The organism is Phenylobacterium ferrooxidans, assembly GCF_042714595.1.
GTDB lineage: Bacteria > Pseudomonadota > Alphaproteobacteria > Caulobacterales > Caulobacteraceae > Phenylobacterium > Phenylobacterium ferrooxidans.
The window spans coordinates 82146-101743 of sequence record NZ_JAOTJD010000004.1 but is presented as its reverse complement, the minus strand read 5'-3'; the positions used below and the strand labels follow the sequence as shown (position 1 = coordinate 101743).

The following is a 19598-nucleotide window of genomic DNA, read 5'->3' as shown; positions in this document are numbered from 1 at the left end:
CTCAGCTTCCCGGCCCCGTCCATGGGTAGAACGGGTTCAGCATGAACAGCGGCGTACGGCCGGCCACCCCCAGCTCCGCATAGGTGAAGGTCAAATCGGTGTGTCCCATGGCGAAGGACCGGCAGGGGTCCAGGCGCTTGCGGCCGAAGGCCAGGGTCACCGCGTCCCCCTTCCGCTCCACGAAGAAAGCGAAGTCCTCCTTCTTGGTGCAGCCGTTGGAGGCGACCCGGATGGTCAGGGCCTCCCGGCCGGCGCTGGCTGAATAGAGCGGCTCCAGCTCTCCAAGCGAGGACCCCGCGGGGGCGACGATGGGCGGGGCGGCGGTGGCGCAGCCGGCGAGCAGGCTCAAGGCCCCGATCAGCAGAAGACGACGATGCATGGCCCCACTCCGCCACAGATCGCCCAAAAGCAAAAGGCCCCGGATCGCTCCGGGGCCTTCGCAAACTCGGGTAGGTCGAAACCGATCAGGACGAATAGAATTCGATGACCAGGTTCGGCTCCATCTTCACGGGGTACGGGACCTCGTTGAATTCTGGCGCGCGGATGAACTTGGCGGTCATCGCCTTGGTGTCCATCTCGATGTAGTCGGGGGTGTCGCGCTCGCCCGATTGCAGGGCTTCGAGCACGAGGGCCATGTTCTTGGAGCGCTCGCGGACGGAGACGATGTCGCCGGCCTTCACGCGGTAGGAGGCGATGTTGACGCGCTTGCCGTTCACCAGCACGTGGCCGTGGTTCACGAACTGACGGGCGGCGAACACGGTCGGCACGAACTTGGCGCGGTAGACGATGGCGTCCAGGCGCGATTCCAGCAGGCCGATCAGGTTCTCGGAGGTGTTGCCCTTGCGGCGGTCAGCTTCCTCATAGGTGCGGCTGAACTGCTTTTCGGTCAGGTTGCCGTAGTAGCCCTTCAGCTTCTGCTTGGCGCGCAGCTGCAGGCCGAAATCGGAGACCTTCTGCTTGCGACGCTGCCCGTGCTGGCCGGGGCCGTACTGGCGAGTGTTCACCGGGGACTTCGGACGGCCCCAGATGTTTTCGCCCATCCGGCGGTCGATTTTGTACTTCGCGGAATGCCGCTTGGACATAGTAGCTCTTTCAACACGATCCGGGCCGGCGCCTTCATAAGTGAAGGTGCGATTTCAACGGCGGCGTCCAGATCACCCGTCATAGGTGTCCACAGCCGCCAGGGTGACCCGGCGGCGCGAAGGGGCGGTTTATGATGCGACGGGACCCGTAAGTCAATCCGGCTGGTCGGCTAGGCGCCCGAGGGCTCAGTCCCGCGGATTGCTACGTCGCCGCGCGGCCGTCCGGCCAACTGCCCATGGCTGCTCCCGACCGGTTGGCTATCATGGGAGGGTCTGGCCGAGCATCGCGCCTTTTACAGTGACGCGCCCAGTACAGCTCTGAGCTCGTTGAGGCGCCGCGCGTCTGCGGGGTGAGAAGAAAGCGCTTCTGGCGGAGCGCCTTGCGTCTCTCTGCGTTCGATCATCCGCTCCCAAAACCGCAGCGCCGCGAGTGGCTCCATCCCTGCTTTCTTCATTAGTTCCACGCCCACGCGGTCGGCCTCGAGCTCGTGGGTGCGGGAGTAAGGCAGCAGAACGCCGTAGGTGGCGCCAAGGCCAAATATGCCTGCGACCAGTTGGGCGTTCTCGCCGTTCTCGCCTCCGAACGCCATCTGCGCCAACGTCATCCCGACTTCAGCGGCCAACTGCTGACTCACCCGCTCCGCCGGATGGCGCGCCACCACGTGGGCGACTTCGTGTCCTAAAACAGCGCCGAGCTCATCGTCGGTCGTGGCGAACTCCATCATCCCTTTGAACACAGCCACCTTCCCATTCGGCAGCACGAAAGCGTTCAATTCCGGGGAGTCGAAGACGACGAATTCCCAAGTGAGATCGTCGCGCGTCGAGGCGCCGGTGATCCGTGCGGCGACCCTGGCCAAGCGTTCAACCATCGCCGGACTGCTGGAAACCGGCGTCTTGGTAAGCATCTCGGCCCAGGCTTGATCTGCGAGGCCGACCAGCTGTGAATCCGGGACGAAGGCCATCTGGCGGCGGCCCGTTTGGACATTGTCGCTACAGCTCGCCAGTGGAACGGCGAGAAGCCCTTTTAACAAGGCGCGGCGACCCACAGCTGAACAAGAGAAACACATGTCAGGGCTGATGCGCCTCGCCTGGACCCGCTCCCCCCGGTCTGGCGATTCCCGCGAAGAGACTCACGCCGAAACCACCGGCGGCAGGCGATAGCCGCCCTCCAGAAGTTCGGTCTTCGGCAGATAGGCCCGCATGAAGAGGGCGAAGGGTCCGGCCGGGGCGGGCAGCCAGTTGGCGGTGCGTTCGCCGCCCGGATCGGCGTGGCCGATCCAGATGTCCAGGGCGCCGTCGGGGCCTGTGACCAGGCCCTGGGTGCGGTCGCCGATGGCGTAGCGGGCGAGCGGATTTTCGGTGAAGAAGAACTGCCCGTCCGGCGTCGCCTCATAGAGGCTGAGCGACCAGAAGGAATTGACCGGCAGATGGCCGTCCGCCGGGAAGTGCAGGCGCCAGGCCTTCGTCCCGTCAAACAACGCCCCCTTCAGGTCGCCCTCGGCGCGCATGTACATGGCCTCGGCCGGCGGCAGGGCGGCCAGGCCCGACACCGCCACCGAGGCGCGCAGGCCGTAATCCTGGGCGAAGTCCCCGAGCCGGGCGGAGGGATAGGACCAGCCGCCGGTGAAGCCTGCTCCCGACAGCCCGCCCTTGCGCGCGGCGGCGCGGGCCTCGGCGACCCCGGCCTCGATGGCCGCGGCCTCTTCGGGCGAGAACCGGCTGGGGTCGAAGTCGGCGAGGCCCAGGGGCGCCATGCCGGCCAGGAAGGCGCGGTCCTGCACCTGGGGCGGGTTCAGCCCCATCAGCTGGGCGGCGGTCGCGAAATACTCCGCCCAGGGTGCGCCTCGGTGAGCGAAGGGACCGGGGGCGTCCGCCGCGGGCCCCTGCATGGAGAGGCCGTGCTGCACGGCCTTGGCGCCCTCCACGTCGTGGGGTCCGTCCACCAGGATGCGGGCGAGCGCCCAGACATGGTTGGTAGGCGAACGCACCACACTGGGGCCATCGGCGGCGTCGGTCGGTCCCACCAGGGTGAAGGTCCCGCCGTCCGGTCCCGTGGTGCGGGTCCCCAGGATGGCGAAGTTGTTGGTGTAGGCGTCCATCAGCGCCAGGGAGAAGTAGCGCTCGCCGGTGGCGGGCACATTGATCGTCACCGGACCCTGCGACAGGTCCACCTGGGCCGTGGAATAGAAGGTGTCGTTGTTGGGCGTCGTGACCGCCCGCGCATTGTGGTCGGCCAGCCGGCGCATGTGGCCAAAGACGTTCATCGGCGAGCCATTGGCCAGCCCCCGCGCCCGGGTGGTGGCGATCTCCACCAGCGGCAGGGTGAAGAGCCAGGCGTCGCGGGCGGCGGCCTGCAGCGCGGCCAGATCGGTCTTGCCCATCGTCATCGTCTCCCGCTAGAGCATGATCGCTTGAGACGGAACCGCGCAGCGGTCCCGGCTCAGGCGTGAATCATGCTCTCGCTTATATCTGGAGCCTGATCCACCGCATCGGCGGAATCGCGAAGCGATTCCACCTCAACGGATCAGGCTCTAGCGGCCCACCCGTTCGGCGAGGGCCTGGGAGGCCTGCTTGGCCTCCTCCCACCATTGGCCGACCATCTCGCCCGCATCGCCTGGCTTCGCAAGCCTGACGCCCTGGCCGGCCCACAGGGACAGCATCTGGGCCTCCCCCGCCTTGGCCGCGGCGGCGCGCAAGGGCTGGGTCAGGCGGTTCTGGATCGGATAGGCCGGGACGTCGTCCTCGACCCCGCGCATCTCGCGCATGAAGCGGTTCTCGATCCCTCGCGCGTGGCGGCCGGTGAAGGCCCGGGTCAGGCGAGTGGGGTCGTCGCCGGCGGTCTCCAGGGCGCTCCGCCAAGGCGCGCTCACGGCCGTCTGGTCGGCCAGCAGGAAGGCGGTGCCCATCTGGACTGCGTCGGCGCCCAGCGCCAGCGCGGCGGCGACGCCCTTGCCGTCCATGACCCCGCCCGCGGCGATCACCGGAATGTCGACGGCGGCGCGGATGGTGGCCACCAGGGCCATGGTTCCGACCAGACTTCCCTCCGTCTCCGCCAGGAAGTGGCCGCGATGGCCGCCCGCCTCGGCGCCCTGGGCGCTGATCCCGTCGGCGCCGACGGCGGCCCAGGCGCGCGCCTCGGCCACGTTGGTCGCCGTGCCCACCACATAGCTGCCCGCCGCGTGCAGGGCGGCCACCTGGGCCTTGGTGAGGATGGAGAACGTGAAGGAGGCGACGGCGGGCGCGGCCCGCACCAGGGCGGCGAACTGGCCCTCGAAGTCCGGGGCGTAGTCATTGGGCGCGGCCGGCAGGTGCGCGCTGAGTTCGGCGTACCAGGGGGCGAGGCGCGCCAGGGCGGCGTCGATCTCGGCGGCTCCAGGCGCGGCCACCAGGTTGATGAACAGGTTCACGCAGAAGGGCCGGTCGGTCGCCGACCTCAGGGCCGCCACCGCCGGCTCGATGTCGGCGGGCGCAAGGGCCCCTGCCCCCAAGGCTCCGAGTCCACCGGCCTTGGACACCGCCACCGCCATCTCAGGCGATGAGGCGCCCACCATCGGCGCCTGCAGGATGGGAACCGGCAGGGCGTCCAGGAAGGCCTTGAAGTCCATGGCGCCTACTCCGTGTCTTGCTTGGCCTTCTCGCGGGCCAGCTTGTGCAGGGCGCGGCCGCGGCCCTTGGATAGGGCGGTGACCACGCCGCGGAAGGTGCGCACCTCCTGGTCGGAGAACCGGGCGCGGCCCAGGGCCGAGCGCAGGTTCTGCATCATCGAGGGCTTCTTCTCCGGCGGGTGGAAGAAACCCGCCGCCTCCAGCTCCTGCTCGAAGTGGTCATAGAGGCCCTGCATGGCGGCGGCCTCGGCGGGCGGCGGGGCGTCTCGGAAGATGGCCGGCGCGCCCGTCGCCTGGGTCATGCGCCACTCATAGGCCAGGATGATCACCGCCTGGGCCAGGTTCAGCGAGCGAAAGCGCGGATCGATGGGCAGGGTCACCACCGCCTGGCACAGCGCGATGTCGGCGGTCTCCAGGCCCGCCCGCTCGCCGCCGAACAGCAGGCCGACCTTGCGGCCCTCGGCCACCTCGTGGATCAGGTTCCCGGCCGCCTCGCGCGGCGTCAGTATGGGCAGCTGCAACTCACGCGGCCTCGCCGTCGTCGCATAGACCAGGTGAAGGTCGGCGATGGCGGCTTCCACGCTGTCATAGACCCGGGCGGCGTTCAGCGGCCACTCTGCGCCTGAGGCCGACGACCAGGCGCGCTCCTGGGGCCAGCCGTCGCGGGGATTGACCAGGCGCAGGTCGGCCAGGCCGAAATTGGCCATGGCGCGCGCCACCGCCCCGATGTTCTGGGCGAGCTGCGGGGCGTTCAGGATGATGCAGGGCGGGGAACCTGTGGACATGGCGCGTTTTCAATCTCTTGCGCCCCACATGGCAAGCCCGGTGTGCGCTAAGGTGATCCATGCGCATCTCCCTCGCCGTCGCTTTCGTCGCCCTGGCCCTGTCCGCCTGCGGCTCCGGCTCTCCACAGACCGCGTCCGAGACGCCGCAACTGAACCTGGCCCAGCTCTCCACCGAGGTCTCCGCGATCGCCGAGCGCGCGCGGCCAGGCGTGCTGGGCGTGGGCCTGATGAACCTGGAGAGCGGCGAGACCTGGGACTTCAACGGCGAACGCCGGTTTCCCATGCAGAGTGTCTTCAAGGCGCCCCTGGGCGCCGCTGTCCTGGCCGAGGTGGACGCCGGCCGGCTGAAGCTGGACGACACCATCACCCTGGCCGAGGAAGACCTTTCCCCGCCGCTCAGCCCCATCGCCGACGCCTATCCGGCCCGGCGCGACTACACGGTGCGCGAACTTCTGACAGCCGCGACCGGGGTCTCCGACAACACCGCCGCCGACGTGCTGATGAAGAAGATCGGCGGCCCCGGCGCGGTCACCGCCTGGCTGGTGGGCAAGAAGGTGGAGGAGGTTCGCGTCGACCGCTATGAGCGCCAGCTCCAGCCCGACAGCATCGGCATGGCCTCATTCCGCCCGGCCTGGAAGAGCTCGCAGGCCTATATGGCCGCCCTCAACAATGTTCCGCCGGAGGCCCGGCGCAAGGCCGTGGCCATCTATCTCTCCGATCCGCAGGACACCGCCACCCCGCGCGGGGCCCTGAACTTCCTCGACAAGCTGGATGACGGCGAGCTGCTGTCGCCGGCCTCCAGGAAGCTGCTCCTGCAGATCATGACCGACACCACCACCGGCCAGGACCGGCTGAAGGCGGGCTTCCCCGCCGGGGCCAGCCTCGCCCACAAGACCGGGACCGCGCGGACCGACCAGGGCGTCACCCCGGCCGTCAACGATATCGGCATCGTCACCCTCGCCGATGGTCGCCGCTACGCGGTGGCGGTTTTCCTGTCGGGCTCGACCCTGGACGCCGCCGGCCGCGAGAAAATCCTGGCTGACGTCGCGCGCGCGGTGACCCGGGGCGTGGGTTGATGCTCCCTCGCTGAGAGCGCCTTGCACCTAAACGGCCTTGGCGGGCTGCCCGCCCTTTGCGTCGAGGCCGACGCCTAGTATACGGCCCCAAAGCTAATTTTACGCCCCGGAGCGCATCGCCCTCATGGCCAAGATCAAAGTCGCCAATCCTGTCGTCGATATCGATGGCGATGAGATGACCCGCATCATCTGGCAGTGGATCAAGGACAAGCTGATCCTGCCCAATCTCGATATCGACCTTGCCTATTACGACCTGGGCATGGAGAGCCGCGACGCCACCGACGACAAGATCACCGTCGAGTCGGCCGAGGCGATCCTGAAATACGGCGTCGGCATCAAGTGCGCGACCATCACGCCCGACGAGGCCCGCGTCGAAGAGTTCAAGCTGAAGAAGATGTGGAAGTCGCCCAACGGCACGATCCGCAACATCCTTGGCGGCGTCGTCTTCCGCGAGCCGATCATCTGCCAGAACGTACCCCGGCTGATCCCCGGCTGGACCCAGCCGATCATCATCGGCCGCCACGCCTTCGGTGACCAATACCGCGCCACCGACTTCAAGGTGCCTGGCCCCGGCAAGATGACCATCAAGTGGGAAGGCAAGGACGGCCAGGTCATCGAGCACGAGGTGTTCGACTATCCCGGCTCGGGCGTGGCCATGGCCATGTACAACCTGGACGACTCGATCCGCGACTTCGCCCACGCCTCCTTCGCCTACGCCCTGCAGCGGACCTATCCGCTGTATCTCTCCACGAAGAACACGATCCTCAAGGGCTATGACGGCCGCTTCAAGGACATCTTCGCCGAGATCTTCGCCGCCGAGTATGCGGCGCAGTTCAAGGAAGCGGGCATCACCTACGAGCACCGCCTGATCGACGACATGGTGGCCTCGGCCCTCAAGTGGTCAGGCGGCTTCATCTGGGCCTGCAAGAACTACGACGGCGACGTGCAGTCCGACCAGGTCGCCCAGGGCTTCGGCTCGCTGGGCCTGATGACCTCGGTGCTGATCACCCCGGACGGCAAGACCATGGAGGCCGAGGCCGCCCACGGCACCGTCACCCGCCACTACCGCCAGCACCAGAAGGGCGAGAGCACCTCGACCAACTCCATCGCCTCGATCTTCGCCTGGACCCGCGGTCTCGAACACCGCGCCAAGCTGGACGGCAACGCCGAGCTGGACCGCTTCGCCCGCACCCTGGAGCGCGTCTGCGTCGAGACCGTCGAAAGCGGCTCGATGACCAAGGACCTGGCCCTGCTGGTGGGCGACAGCCAGGGCTGGCTGACCACCGAAGGCTTCATCGACAAGGTCGCGGTGAACCTCGACAAGGCCCTGGCCCAACCGGCCTGAGCCGACAGCGCGGACCGCGCCTCGCGGCGCGGTCCGGCAATCTGATCTATCTGAACAGGTTCAGCACCGTCGCCGAGGAGGTGTTGGCGATCGACAGCGCCTGCACGCCCAGCTGCTGCTTGGTCTGCAGCGAGGTCAGCCTGGCGCTCTCGCGCGCGAGGTCGGCGTCCACCAGGTTGCCCACGCCGGCGTCGATGGAGTCCTGCAGCTTGCCGACGAAGGTCAGGTGGGCGGAAATCGCCTTGGACCCGGTGCCCAGTTTCGACAGCGCCGTTGAGACATTGCCGATGGCCGTTCCGACGTCGGTCACCATCTGCTCGGCCAGGGCCTGGGTCCCGACCGACGAGGTGTTGGCCAGGCCGATGCCACTGAGCGAGAGGTCCTGGGCCAGGACCGTGATCTTCGACGTTCCGTCGTCATTGGCCAGGGCCGCGACCGTTGTGCCACCGGAACTGATCATGTTCACACCGTTGAAGGTTGCGTTGGAAACCGACTTCGCGACCTGATCCCGCAGGGCCTTGAAGTCCTCGTTGAGGGCCGTGCGGGAGGCTGTGTCGAGACTGGAGTCAGACGCGGCCAGCGCCTTCTCCTTCATCTGCAGCAAGAGGTCGGAGACCGCCTCGCCGCCGGCGATCGCCACATCGACGGTCGATTGCGAACGCTGGAGGGAGTCGCGGACCGCGTTCAGGGACGAGGAGGTGGCGCGCTGATTCTGGGCGATGGCCCAGATGGCGCCGTTGTCCTTGGCCGAGGCGATCTTCTTGCCCGTGTTGATACGGGCCTGGACTTCCATCAGCTCACTACTGGTTTGATTGAGATTCTGCAGGGCGATCATCGCCCCTATGTTGGTATTGACGCTATTCGGCATCTTACAAACCCCACATTTTTTAGGTTTCATCCATTATTTTTAATGGATGTGAGCATTTTTGCTCTCCCTTATCTATAGCATGTGAGTCTTTCGGGCCGACTAAGAGAGTATTGAGGATTCGTGAATCGAAATTCGATTGACGATGATGCGGACGAAGTGTCGCATCCAGCAGTCCGGGCGCCCCATCACCCGGGCAACCCGAGGCCACGCTTGGCGTAACGGCGTTTTTGGGGGGTGAAGACTCCCGGCCGGACTCGCCCCCGGCCGCGCCGACTCGTCGGCCAATCAATTCAAGCGTTCGAAATCTTTGGTCTGCTCAATTCAAGTCTTCGAAAGCTTTGCGAGAGGGGCGGCGGCGGCCCGCCAGGCCCCGGAGCGCGGTCGGTCAGGACGATTTCTTGCCGGTCTTCAGTCGTTCGGGATGGGCCGGCGGGTTGATCAGTTCGACCCGCTCCTGGGCGGTGACCGGACGCCAGCGGCCCTCCGGCAGGTCCCCCAGCTTCAGCGAGCCGATCCGCACCCGCAGCAGGTCGACCACGTGCAGGTCGACCAGTTCGCACATCCGCCGGATCTGGCGGTTGCGGCCCTCCTTCAGGACAAAGCGCAGCAGCTGATCGCCGATCAGGGTGACCTTGGCGTGCCGCAGCTGCCGCCGGTCCAGCTGCAGGCCGTGGCGCAGCATGGCCAGCTTCTTGTCGGTGATCGCGCCGCTGACCTTGACCCGGTATTCCTTCTCCAGGTCCGACTCCGGGCCAATGACGGCCTTGGCTACCACCCCGTCCTCCGAGAGGATCAGCAGGCCCCGGGAGTCCATGTCCAGGCGGCCGACCGGGGCCAGCCGGTTCTCCAGGCTGGGGATCACCGCGTCCGCGCCGAACAGGGCGCCGGCGGTCAGCAGCCGCACGGCCGGGATCTGGTTGGGCTCGGCATGGGCCGAGACGATCCCCACCGGCTTGTTGATCACCACCGTCAGGGTAGATTCCAGCTTCGACTGGGCGCTGTCGCTCAGCACCAGGGTCTGGCCCGGCTCGATCTTGCGCCCGGCGTCCTCGACCGTCTGGCCGTCGATGCTCACCAGGCCCTGTAGGATCAGCCCCTCGGCCTCGCGCCGCGAACACACCCCGCTCTGGGCCAGCCAGCGGTTGACCCGCTGCGGCTCGGCTTCGTCATAGGTCTTGGTCCAGGCCATGGCGGCTCTCTAGCAGCCGGCGCCGGGCCGCGCCAAAAAAAGAGGGCCGCCCCTGAAGGAGGCGGCCCAGTTGATGCTCGACTTGGAAGGACGTCTAGAAGCGCTTGGTGACGCTGAGCTTGTAGGTGCGGCCCAGCGGGTTGGCCGTGGCGGGATCGTAGCTGAGGTCCCGGCGCGCGAAGGGCGGATCGGCGTCGAACAGGTTGGCAACGGTCACCGTCGCGGTGGTGTCCCACGGCAGATGGACGCGATAGGTCACGTCGGTGGTCACGAAGGCGTCCAGCTTGGCGCCCTCCGGCAGGATGTAGCCGAAGACCGCGCCGTTGGGTCCGAAGATGTTGGTGCCCCCGAACCGGCCGTCGCGGGTGTCCTGCATCGAGTCGATGTAGCGCAGCGTCGCCCGCACGTTGTGGATGTCGCGGCTGTACTCGGCGAACAGGCTCCCGCGCAGCTCGGGGAAGGAGCTGCCGCCCGCCGTGCCGCCATGGGTGCCGGCCAGTTCCTGGGCGCCCTGAACCTGGATGCCCTCGATGAAGGAGGCGCCGTTTTCGTAGGCCAACAGGTAGGAGCCATCGAGGCCGAAGTTCATGTCCCCGCCCAGGACGTCGTCGACCCGGTAGGTGGCCGCGAAGTCGACGCCTGAGGTCTTGGTCCCCGTGCCGTTGATGGTGGTCAGCCGCACCCGCTGGATGTTGTTGGGCGCGCAGACGCCCGACTGGAAGGTGAAGCGCGCCACCAGGGCCGCGAGACCCGGCGTGGTGCAGCCGTTGGGCAGGGTCGTCGAGGCGCCGTTCGGGAAGATGGTGGACAGCAGGCCCGCGCCGGATTCCGCCTCGATGGTGTCCTTGAAGTCGAAGGACCAGTAGTCGAGCGTGGCGTTGAAGGCGCCGAACCGGAAGATGGCCCCAAGGTTCAGGGTGTCTGCGGTCTCCGGCTTCAGGTTCGGGTTGCCGCGGGTGTCGAAGGCCCGATACCCGCTGGTCTGGGTGATGAAGGCCTGGGTGGTGTTGGCGTCCGGCAGCAGGTTGGACTGGGTCGGCGCGCGGAAGGTGGTGCCGGCCGAGGCCCGGAAGGCCAGCCAGTCGGTGGCCTGCCAGCGGACCGCCAGCTTCGGGTTGGTGGTGGAGCCGACATCGCCGCTGTGCTGCTCGTGGCGGACAGCCAGCTGGAATGACAGGTCATCGGTGATGGGAACCTGCAGCTCGCCGAAGGCGGCGTAGACGTCGCCCTCCAGGTCCTGCTGCGAGAGCGGGCCCAGGAAGCCGAACACGCCGTTGCCGAAGCCGGTGGTGCAGACGGTGACGTTCTCCTCCGGGCACGGGTTCAGCGCGATGTTGTTGATCGCGTTGACGTCGCGGCTGAAGCCGTTGCCACGGTACTGGGCGCCCGCCGCCCAGCCGATCTTGCCGGCGCCGAAGTCGATGCCCAACTGGCCGTTGAGCACCGCGTCCACCACCGTCAGCGTCGTCTCCGACTGGTAGCCATAGGGCTGGAACAGCCACTGGCCGATGGCCTTGCTGTTGGCGTTGGCGGCCGCTGAGCCGGGGACGTAGTTCGGGTTGACCTCGCCGCTGGCCGCATTGGCCGCGATGCCGGTGGAGAAGGGGTTGTAATAGAGGCAGTTGCCCACCCCGGCGACGCCGCCCTGGACGCCAGGCGCGATCGGATCGGTGTCGCAGCCGGGGCCGCCCAGGCCGTTCAAGGCGTAGTACAGCCGCGCGACGGGGATGTCGTAGGTGACGATGTCGCTGCGGTTGATCATGTGGGTGGCGGCCACGTCCCAGCCGATGCCGCCCGCGAACTCTCCGCTCAGCCCCGCCGAGACGCGAATGCCGTCGAAGAACCGCTGGTCGGGCTTGGAGTCGCCGGTCAGCGGGTTGCCGCCGACGCCGTAGGGCCGCCAGAGCAGGATGTTGGCGGCGGTGAAGCCAGAGGTGTTGACTGACGTCTGCTGGGCGGTGGTCAGCTGGCCGAACAGGCTGCCCGGCAGGCAGGCCGCGACGCCCGCCGTGCCGCAGAGGCCGGGATTGCTGCGCGAGATCAGGAACGAGCCCGAGGCCGCGCCGGGACCGAAGGCCTGGGTCGGGCCATAGGAGGGCGAGGTGCCCTCATGCGGCACGTCGTGGCTCGCATAGAGGGCCTCGGCGTGGAACTTGGTGGTCTCGGTCAGGTCCCAGTTGAACTGGGCGTAGAGTTGATAGTGCTCCTCGGTCTCCACCAGGTTGTTGAACCGGCCGAACTGGAAGTAGCAGCTCTGGGTGCCCGCCGCCGAGGTGACCAGGGTGTTGCCAAGCGCCGTGCAGCCCGGATCGACGATGCGGCTGGTCCCGGAGATATAGGTCCCCGGATTGCCGAAGCCCGACCAGCTGCCATTGGGGTTTTCGAGATAGGAGTTTACCGCCCAGTCGCGCTCGAGGGTGTCGAGCTCAGAACGGTGCCGGTAGCCTGCCGAGATCAGGGCGTCGCCCCGGTCGCCGACCCAGCCGTAGTTGGCGCTGATGCTGTAGTCACCGTCCGAGCCGTCGATGGCCGTGTAGCTGCCGGTGACTTCCAGGCCGTTCAGGTCGGTGCGGGTGATGAAGTTCACCACCCCGCCGATGGCGTCGGAGCCATAGGTGGCTGCGGCGCCGTCCTTCAGCACCTCGATCCGGCCGATGGCGGCGCTGGGCAGCAGGTTGGTGTCGACGCCGGACCCGCCGGGAGAGCCGGCCAGCCGGCGGCCGTTCATCAGCACCAGGGTGCGGATGGCGCCCAGCCCGCGCAGGTTGATGTTGCCCGAGCCGGTGGTGGCCTGGCTGGCGAACTGGTTGGCCTCACCGAGCACGCTCTGCACGCCGGGGATCGACTTGATGATGTCGACCATGGCGGGGGAGCCCTGCTTCTGCAGGTCCTGGGCCGACAGCACGTCGACGGGAAGGGCGGCGTCTTCAGGGGTGCCACGGATATAGGAGCCCGTGACGATGACCTCGGCCACCTCGTTGGCGTCCTGCGCCTGGGCCGCTCCGGCGGCGAGACCCGCCCCCAGCAGAATCGCAACGGCAGACGCGCCGCGCAGGCTGTCCAATCTCAGCATGGTCTTCCCCTAATGACTTTCGGTCGCCTCTCACTGGGCGCCGATTGCGAACAGTGTTGTCACCGCTTGAACCGAAAGTCCATATCTTGGATTTCTGTTCCATTATTTAGAACCTGAAGCCGTTTCACTATGTGGAACAGCCTGCTAGGCTTCACGGAGTCGGAGGGGACGATGGACACCACGGTGGCCAAGGGGATGGCGGTTCTGGAGGCCTTGGCGCGCGCCAAGCGCCCCATGCGGCTGGCCGCCCTGACCGAGCAGCTCGGCTTGCAGAAGAGCAATGTCCACCGGCTGCTGAACACCTTCATGGAGTTGGGCTACGTCCAGCAGGACCCGGAGACCTCCCGCTACTTCGCCTCCCTGAAGACCTGGGAGCTAGGCGCGGGGATCATCTCCACCAACAGCCTGCGACGCAGCGTGGCGCCCCACCTCCAGGCGATGCAGGAGAAGACCCGCGAGACGGTGATGCTGACCGTGCCCGTCGATGACGAGGTGCTGTTCCTTGACCGCGCGGCCCAGGTCCGCGCCCTTCGCTACGTACCGCTCAACGGCACCCGGGCGCCCATGGTCTTCACCGCCGCCGGCCGCGCCATCCTCAGCCGCCGGCCAGACCCGCGAGACGCTGTGGCGCGCAGCATCGCGGCCTGTCCCCCCGAGGCGGGATTTGTGCTGTCCCAGGTTCTTGAGGACCTCGAGAAGGCCCGGCGGGACGGCTATGCGAGCCTGGTGGGCGGCTTCACCCCCTGGGCGCGGGTGGTGGCGGTGGCCCTGCCCGGGCCCGGCGGCGCCCCGGCCGCGGCCATCGCCATCTCCGGCCCGGAGGAACGCATGGCTGGAGACCACCTGGCCGAGGTTCTCGACGTCCTGCTCGCCACCGCAGCGGAGATCGGCGAGGTCAGCCCGACCTAGGGAGGTCTTCCCTGACCTTGCGGCGGCAGGGTAGAGACCGGGCATGACCCAGTCCGACTCCATCTCGCTTACCCCCGTCTCCGCCGGACGCTGGACCACCTTCGCCGGACCGGAGTGGCAGAACCCCGGCGGCGGCCTGTGGGGCGGCTACGCCATCGGCCTGTTCATCCGGGTGCTGGAAGCCGAGCCGGACGCGGTGGGCGAGGCCCTGTCCCTGACCCTCACCTACGCCTCCGCCCTGCCCTCGGGCCAGGTGGACATCCGCACGCGGCGGCTGCGCCAGGGCGGGTCGATCGGTGTCTGGGAGGTGGAGCTGCTGGGCGCCGGCTCCGACCAGGTCGCCGTGCACGGCATGGTGACGATGGCGCGGCGGCCCGAGACCCCGCCCTTCGCCTTCGCCGTCATGCCCGAGGCCCCGACGCCGGAAAGCCTCCCCAGCCCCGACCACCCCGGCACGCCCCTGCACTACGGGGCCCTGGCCTTCGAACGCCGCGGCCAGGACATCTTCCCGCCGCAGGTCAGCGGCGATTCCCGCTCTCTCGTCTGGGTCCGCTCGCGACGGGGGCCGTGGGACAAGGCCCTGCTGGGCATGGTCACCGACAATTCCGCGCCGCGCGCCATGTACGCACTCGGCCGCACCATCAACAACACCACCCTGTCCCTGACCGTCTATCTGCACGCCACCGTCGAGGAGCTCGCCAAGGTCGGCGACGACTTCATCCTGATCGAGTGCGAGGGCCGGGTCGGCGGCGGCGGCGCCTCGGACGAACGCTCCAGCTACTGGAGCCGCGATGGCAAGCTCCTGGCCACCAGCGAGCAACTGACCTGGTACCGGCCGGTGCAGAGGCGTTCGCCGGAGTAGTCGGCGAGCCCCTACTCCGCCGCCACCGGCGCCAGCTTCCGCCCGAAGAAGTCCAGCGTCGTGCGCATCCGGTGCAGCAGGTGGGTCTGGGTCCAGCCGGCGCGGTGGCGCAGGCCGGGATACATCATGGTCTCGAAGGTGGTCCCCTGGGCCTGCAGCGCCGCCATCAGCCGGGTGGAGTTGTCGAAGGTGACGTTATCATCGGCCATGCCGTGCATCAGCAGCAGGCTGCCGGACTTCAGCCGACCGACGCGGTTCAGCACGTCGGAATCGGCGTAGCTGGCCGGATCGGTCTTGGGCGTGCCCATGTAGCGCTCGGTGTAGTGGGTGTCGTACAGCGTCCACTCCGTCGGCGGCGCCCCGGCCACCGTCGCGGCGTAGGGGCTGTTTTCCGCCGTCATCAGCAGCAGGCTCATATAGCCGCCATAGGACCAGCCGGTGACCCCGATGCGGGCCGGATCCACATAGGCCAGCGACTTCAGATAGGCGACGCCGGCCATCTGGTCGTCCACCTCCAGCTTGCCCAGCCGCCGGTCGATGGCGGTCTTGAAGGCTGTTGACCGGTTGGGCGTCCCGCGGTTGTCGAGGGAGAACAGGATGTAGCCCGCCTCCAGGAACAGCTGGTCGGCGGGGTTGTGCCAGATCTTGCGCACCGTGGCGCTGCCCGGCCCGCCATAGACCTGGACGATCACCGGATAGCGCTTGGCCGGATCGAAGCCGGGCGGCGTGCGCAGCGACCACCAGAGGTCCTGGCCGTCGGCCGCCTTCACCGTCCCATAGGTCGGGGTGCGAAGGCGCGCCGCATAGGGGGCGTAGGGGTGGCTCTGGTTGAGACTGTTCTCCTCGATCCAGCGCACCAGGGTCCCGTCGGCGCGATAGAGCCCGGTGCGCGGCGGCGTGGCGGGGTCCTCATAGGCGCCGACGAAGGCGCCGCCGGCCCTGGCCATCTTCACGGTCCACCAGCCGCCGGCCGGGGTCAGGGCCCTGGGCTCGGCCGGGCTCCGGAAGGCGACTTCGTACAGCCGCCGCTCGATGGGGTTGTCCTTGAACGCCGTGAAGGTGACCACGCCGCGCGCCTCGTCGACGCCGGCGATCGCGTCCACCGGCCAGTCGCCTTGGGTGACCGCGCCAACCGCCTTGCCGTCGGCGCCGTGCAGGTAGAGATGGCGCCAGCCGCTCTTCTCCGACGACCACAGGAAACCGCCATCCTTCAGCGGCCGGAAATCGTCGGTCAGCTCCACCCAGTGCGGGCTGGTCTCGGTCAGCAGGACCCGGGTCTCGCCCGTGGCCGGGTCAGCGGCCAGCAGGTCCAGGCGGCGCTGGTCGCGGCTCTGGCGCTGGAGGTAGAGGGTCTTGCCGTCCTTGGACCAGTCGACGCGGGCCAGGTAGATGTCGGTCTCCGCCCCCAGGTCGATCTTCACCCGCTTGCCGGTGGCGACATCGGCGACATGCAGGGTGACCACCGAATTGGGCCGGCCAACTCGGGGATAGCGCTGGTTGACGATGGTGGCGCCCGTGGCCCCGATATCCAGCCGTTCCACAACATCGACACCGGTCTGGTCGACGTGGGTGAGCGCGATGCGGGTCTCGTCGGGGCTCCACCAGTAGCCGGTCTGTCGGGCCATTTCCTCCTGGGCGATGTAGTCGGCCGTGCCCCAGGACGTCAGCTCGCTCCCGTCGGCGGTGAGCGCCCGCTCGGCGCCGCCCTGGGAGGGGACGACGAACAAGTTGTCGTCACGCACGAAGGAGACGAAGCCGCCCCTGGGGGACACCTTGGCGTCGATCTCGTCGGCGGCGGAGTTGGTCAGGCGGCTGACCTTGCCGCCGGCCACGGTGTAGAGCCACAGATCGCCCTCCACCGGGACCAGGATGAACCGGCCCTCCTCATCCCAGTCATAGGCCACCACGCCCCGGGTCTGGACGCCCTGGCGTTCACGGCGGCTCTTCTCGGCCTCGGAAAGCTCCCGGTCCTTGGGGATCAGGTCGCGGGCGTCCAGCAGCAGGCGCGGCTCGCCCCCCGCGACGTCGGCGGCCCACAGGTCGGTCATCCGCACGTCGTCGGCCTTGGCCTTCAGATAGCTCACCATCAACCCATCCGGCGAGAGGGTCACCCCCCGCGCCCGAGGCCCCGTCAGGTCCGGCGCCGCATAGACCCGCTCGGCCGTCAGTTTCTCCGCGTTCGCCGCACCGACCATCAGACCCGCCTACCCAGGAAAAGCTTCATCGCTCGCTCCACAAGGCCGGGGATGAAAGGCGTGGTCGGGGGGATTGGCAAGGGTGAAGGCCCCGGCGGCCCTAGCCCTGCCCCGCGCTCGGGCCGGGCAGGATCCAGGCCGAGAGGTGGGCGACGGTCTCGAAGCCCAGGCTCTCATAGAGCGGCAGGCCCGCGTCGGTGGCGCCCAGGTGGAAGCGCGCCATGCCGCGGCGCCGATAGTCGTCGATCACCTGGGTCAGCAGGGCGCGGCCCATGCCCTTGCGCTGGTGTTCCGGCGGCGTCGCCATCAGCGAAATCCCCGCCGTGTCTCCGGTCGGCGTCACGGTGACGGTGCTCGCCGGCCTGTCGCCGTCCCAGGCGATCCAGGTCTCCACCCCGGCGGTCTTCGTGACACAGACATCGATGCACCGGGCGATGGCGTCGCGCGACGTGTCGAAGGCCGCGGCGGCGAGATCGCCGGCGATCGTCACCAGCTCGGGGCCGAGCGCGCGGGTGATCCTTACCGGCCGGCTCGGCGCGACCGGCGTCCCGGCCCGCAGCACCATCAGCGGCGAGGTCCCCACCGCCGTCAGTCCCAGCCGCCTCGCCACCGGCGTGAGGGCCTCCAACACCCCCGGGCACATCACCGCCTGCAGCGGCAATCCCCGCTCTTTCGCCCGCGCCACCGACGAGATCAGGAACCCCTCGGCGTCGGGGTCCGCGCCCAGGGTCAGCCTGTTGAAATCGGCCGAGGGCTCGCCGGTCAGGCCCAGGACGCAGTCCCGCGTCAGGCGCATCTCCACCCCTGGCACGTCGCCCATCTGGGCGACCAGCGCGCGCACGCACAGCCGCAACAGCTCGTCGGTTTCATCCATCGCCATCATCCGCCTGCGCGCGACGGGCGGCTGGCGACCTCTCCGCCCGGCGCCGCCAGATGGGTCTTCAGCCGCTCGGCCACCTGGGCGATCGGCTTCACGACTGAAGACCTGTCCTTCCCGGCCTAGACCAGTTCGGACGGCTTGAGGTTCAGTTCCTTCAGCAGCGGCTCGGCATAGTCGACCCGGCCGGTGAGGGTCTTGGGGTCGCCGCTGGCCAGCTGGTAGACCGCCTCGGCGATGTACTCGATGGGCTGCACGCGGTCCTTGGACTGCTCGTTGATCAGGCCGTGCACCGCCACGCCGGGGGTGTCGACCAGGCCCGGCGACACCACGTTCACCGCGATGTTGTCGGCATAGACCTCCGAGGCCAGGCCGGTCGAGAACCGCTCCAGGGCCGCCTTGCACAGGCCATAGACGGTGCCGCCGCGGCCGCCGCGATAGGGCTTTTGCGGATGGATGCCGGCGGGCGAGGAGATGTTGACGATGTGGCCCGTCTTGCGCTCGATCATCGAGGGCAGGACCAGCTGCGACAGGTGGAACGGCGCATAGACCTGCACCTCCATCATCAGCTTGAAGCGCTTCTCAGTGAACTCCACCACCGGGGTGAAATAGGTGATGGCGGCGTTGTTGATCAGGATGTCGATGGGGCCGTAGGTCGCCACGGCTTCCTCCACCAGACGCTCGCGCTCGATGGATTGCGCCAGGTCGGCCTTGATGAAGGTGGCTTCGCCGCCGGCCTTCTTGATCCGCTCGACGGTCTCCATCAGGGTGCCGGGCAGGCGGCTCTCGCCGTCCTGGGCGGTGCGGGCCGAGACGACGACTTTCGCGCCCTCCATGGCCAGGCGGGCGGCGATGGCCTCGCCGATGCCGCGGCTGGCGCCGGTGACCAGGGCGACCTTGCCCTTGAGATTTCCATTGGGGTTGATGCTGGCCGACATGAAATGGCGCCCTCCCTGGGCTTCGTTATGGTTCAAACAATCCGCAAACCTCGCGCTCTTGAGCGCCGGGCGCAAGCGCCGCAATGGCGCTGCGGCTCGCCTTCTGGGAGGAACCACTAGGAAGCTTGGCCGCTCATGTTAATCATCGTGCGACTTCAGAGAGGCTTCAGCCCATGTGGCGGACCATCTTCAACCTGATCCTGGTGCTGCTGCTGGGGGCCTGCGTGGCCTTCGTCGCCGCGCCCTGGTTCGCCTTCCGCGCGCTCAAGGCCAACGCCCGCGACGGCGACGTCCAGGGCCTGGCCGAGCTGGTGGACTATGACGCCGTGCGGGGAACCCTGAAGGGCCAGCTTGGTCCCACGCCCAACGCCACCACCGCCCCGGCGCCGACGATCTGGACCGACCCCCTCGGCGCCATGAAACGCGCCCTTGAGCCCCTGACCCCGCCGCCGCCCGCCGTGGAGCGCTATGTCAGCGTCCAGGGCCTGCATGACCTCACCCGGGGCTACGAGCCGGGCAAGGGACCGCCCGAGCCTCCGGCGCCCCAGGGCCTCGGCGACCAGGCCCTCACCCTGGTGCAGGAGCCCTGGCCCTCCCTGCGCTACTGGGGACCCAATCGCTCGCGCTTCGTGGTGCGCGGCCCCGACCAGCCGGCTCGCGAGACGGTGTTCACCTTCCAGCGTCGCGGCTGGTTTGAGTGGAAGCTGGTGCAGATCCGCCTGCCGACCGAGGCCAAGGCTCAACCATAGTTCTTGTTTTGTTCTCTTCCCCTGCTAGGCTGACCGCCAGCAAGA

At 68.2% G+C, this 19598-nt stretch carries 17 protein-coding genes; 5 read left to right on the top strand and 12 right to left on the bottom strand.

Annotation, left to right across the window (positions count from 1 at the left end; translation table 11 throughout):
• Position 1: 1 nt before the first annotated feature.
• From OCL97_RS03655 to OCL97_RS03630, 6 genes are all read right to left on the bottom strand, one after another.
• Positions 2-379 (bottom strand): hypothetical protein, encoded by a 378-nt coding sequence (locus OCL97_RS03655; RefSeq protein ID WP_377367686.1) that lies wholly within the window; start codon positions 377-379, stop codon positions 2-4.
• Positions 380-464: 85 nt separating this feature from the next.
• On the bottom strand, positions 465-1082 hold the full coding sequence (rpsD, locus tag OCL97_RS03650; protein ID WP_304782186.1) for a 30S ribosomal protein S4: 618 nt from the start codon (positions 1080-1082) through the stop codon (positions 465-467).
• Positions 1083-1375: 293 nt separating this feature from the next.
• A complete protein-coding gene (locus OCL97_RS03645) occupies positions 1376-2044 on the bottom strand; it encodes a M48 family metallopeptidase (protein ID WP_305339194.1) in 669 nt (222 codons plus the stop codon).
• Positions 2045-2212: 168 nt separating this feature from the next.
• Positions 2213-3463: a DUF1254 domain-containing protein gene (locus OCL97_RS03640; protein ID WP_377367684.1), complete on the bottom strand. Its 1251-nt coding sequence runs from the start codon at positions 3461-3463 to the stop codon at positions 2213-2215.
• Positions 3464-3613: 150 nt separating this feature from the next.
• Entirely contained in the window at positions 3614-4687 is a 1074-nt protein-coding gene (locus tag OCL97_RS03635) for an NAD(P)H-dependent flavin oxidoreductase (RefSeq protein ID WP_377367682.1), read from the bottom strand.
• 5 nt (positions 4688-4692) lie between these two features.
• Positions 4693-5472, bottom strand: coding sequence for an RNA methyltransferase (locus tag OCL97_RS03630; RefSeq protein WP_304782173.1), 780 nt, complete (start codon positions 5470-5472; stop codon positions 4693-4695).
• 59 nt (positions 5473-5531) lie between these two features.
• Here OCL97_RS03630 and bla point away from each other — a divergent pair, with 59 nt between their 5' ends.
• Entirely contained in the window at positions 5532-6548 is a 1017-nt protein-coding gene (gene bla, locus OCL97_RS03625) for a class A beta-lactamase (RefSeq protein WP_377367680.1), read from the top strand.
• A gap of 124 nt (positions 6549-6672) precedes the next feature.
• Complete coding sequence (locus tag OCL97_RS03620; protein ID WP_304782167.1) at positions 6673-7893, top strand: NADP-dependent isocitrate dehydrogenase; 1221 nt, start codon at positions 6673-6675, stop codon at positions 7891-7893.
• A 46-nt stretch (positions 7894-7939) separates the two neighbouring features.
• Here OCL97_RS03620 and OCL97_RS03615 read toward each other — a convergent pair whose 3' ends face one another.
• From OCL97_RS03615 to OCL97_RS03605, 3 genes are all read right to left on the bottom strand, one after another.
• Positions 7940-8761 carry a flagellin gene (locus tag OCL97_RS03615; protein ID WP_304782164.1) on the bottom strand — a complete coding sequence of 274 codons (822 nt, stop codon included), beginning with the start codon at positions 8759-8761 and terminating at the stop codon, positions 7940-7942.
• Between the two features lie 385 nt (positions 8762-9146).
• Positions 9147-9950 carry a pseudouridine synthase gene (locus OCL97_RS03610; RefSeq protein ID WP_377367677.1) on the bottom strand — a complete coding sequence of 268 codons (804 nt, stop codon included), beginning with the start codon at positions 9948-9950 and terminating at the stop codon, positions 9147-9149.
• A 94-nt stretch (positions 9951-10044) separates the two neighbouring features.
• Positions 10045-13023: a TonB-dependent receptor gene (locus OCL97_RS03605; protein ID WP_377367675.1), complete on the bottom strand. Its 2979-nt coding sequence runs from the start codon at positions 13021-13023 to the stop codon at positions 10045-10047.
• A gap of 171 nt (positions 13024-13194) precedes the next feature.
• Between OCL97_RS03605 and OCL97_RS03600 the strand changes: the two genes are divergently transcribed.
• Together OCL97_RS03600 and OCL97_RS03595 are read left to right on the top strand one after the other, a co-directional pair.
• Positions 13195-13932 carry an IclR family transcriptional regulator gene (locus OCL97_RS03600; RefSeq protein ID WP_377367673.1) on the top strand — a complete coding sequence of 246 codons (738 nt, stop codon included), beginning with the start codon at positions 13195-13197 and terminating at the stop codon, positions 13930-13932.
• 43 nt (positions 13933-13975) lie between these two features.
• On the top strand, positions 13976-14794 hold the full coding sequence (locus tag OCL97_RS03595; RefSeq protein WP_377367671.1) for a thioesterase family protein: 819 nt from the start codon (positions 13976-13978) through the stop codon (positions 14792-14794).
• Positions 14795-14805: 11 nt separating this feature from the next.
• Here OCL97_RS03595 and OCL97_RS03590 read toward each other — a convergent pair whose 3' ends face one another.
• From OCL97_RS03590 to OCL97_RS03580, 3 genes are all read right to left on the bottom strand, one after another.
• Positions 14806-16989: a S9 family peptidase gene (locus OCL97_RS03590; protein WP_377367669.1), complete on the bottom strand. Its 2184-nt coding sequence runs from the start codon at positions 16987-16989 to the stop codon at positions 14806-14808.
• Positions 16990-17089: 100 nt separating this feature from the next.
• Complete coding sequence (locus tag OCL97_RS03585) at positions 17090-17863, bottom strand: GNAT family N-acetyltransferase (RefSeq protein ID WP_377367667.1); 774 nt, start codon at positions 17861-17863, stop codon at positions 17090-17092.
• A gap of 125 nt (positions 17864-17988) precedes the next feature.
• Positions 17989-18804, bottom strand: a complete 816-nt coding sequence (locus OCL97_RS03580) for an SDR family NAD(P)-dependent oxidoreductase (protein ID WP_377367665.1) — start codon at positions 18802-18804, stop codon at positions 17989-17991.
• A gap of 173 nt (positions 18805-18977) precedes the next feature.
• Between OCL97_RS03580 and OCL97_RS03575 the strand changes: the two genes are divergently transcribed.
• Positions 18978-19553: a DUF2939 domain-containing protein gene (locus OCL97_RS03575; RefSeq protein WP_305338122.1), complete on the top strand. Its 576-nt coding sequence runs from the start codon at positions 18978-18980 to the stop codon at positions 19551-19553.
• Positions 19554-19598 lie beyond the last annotated feature (45 nt).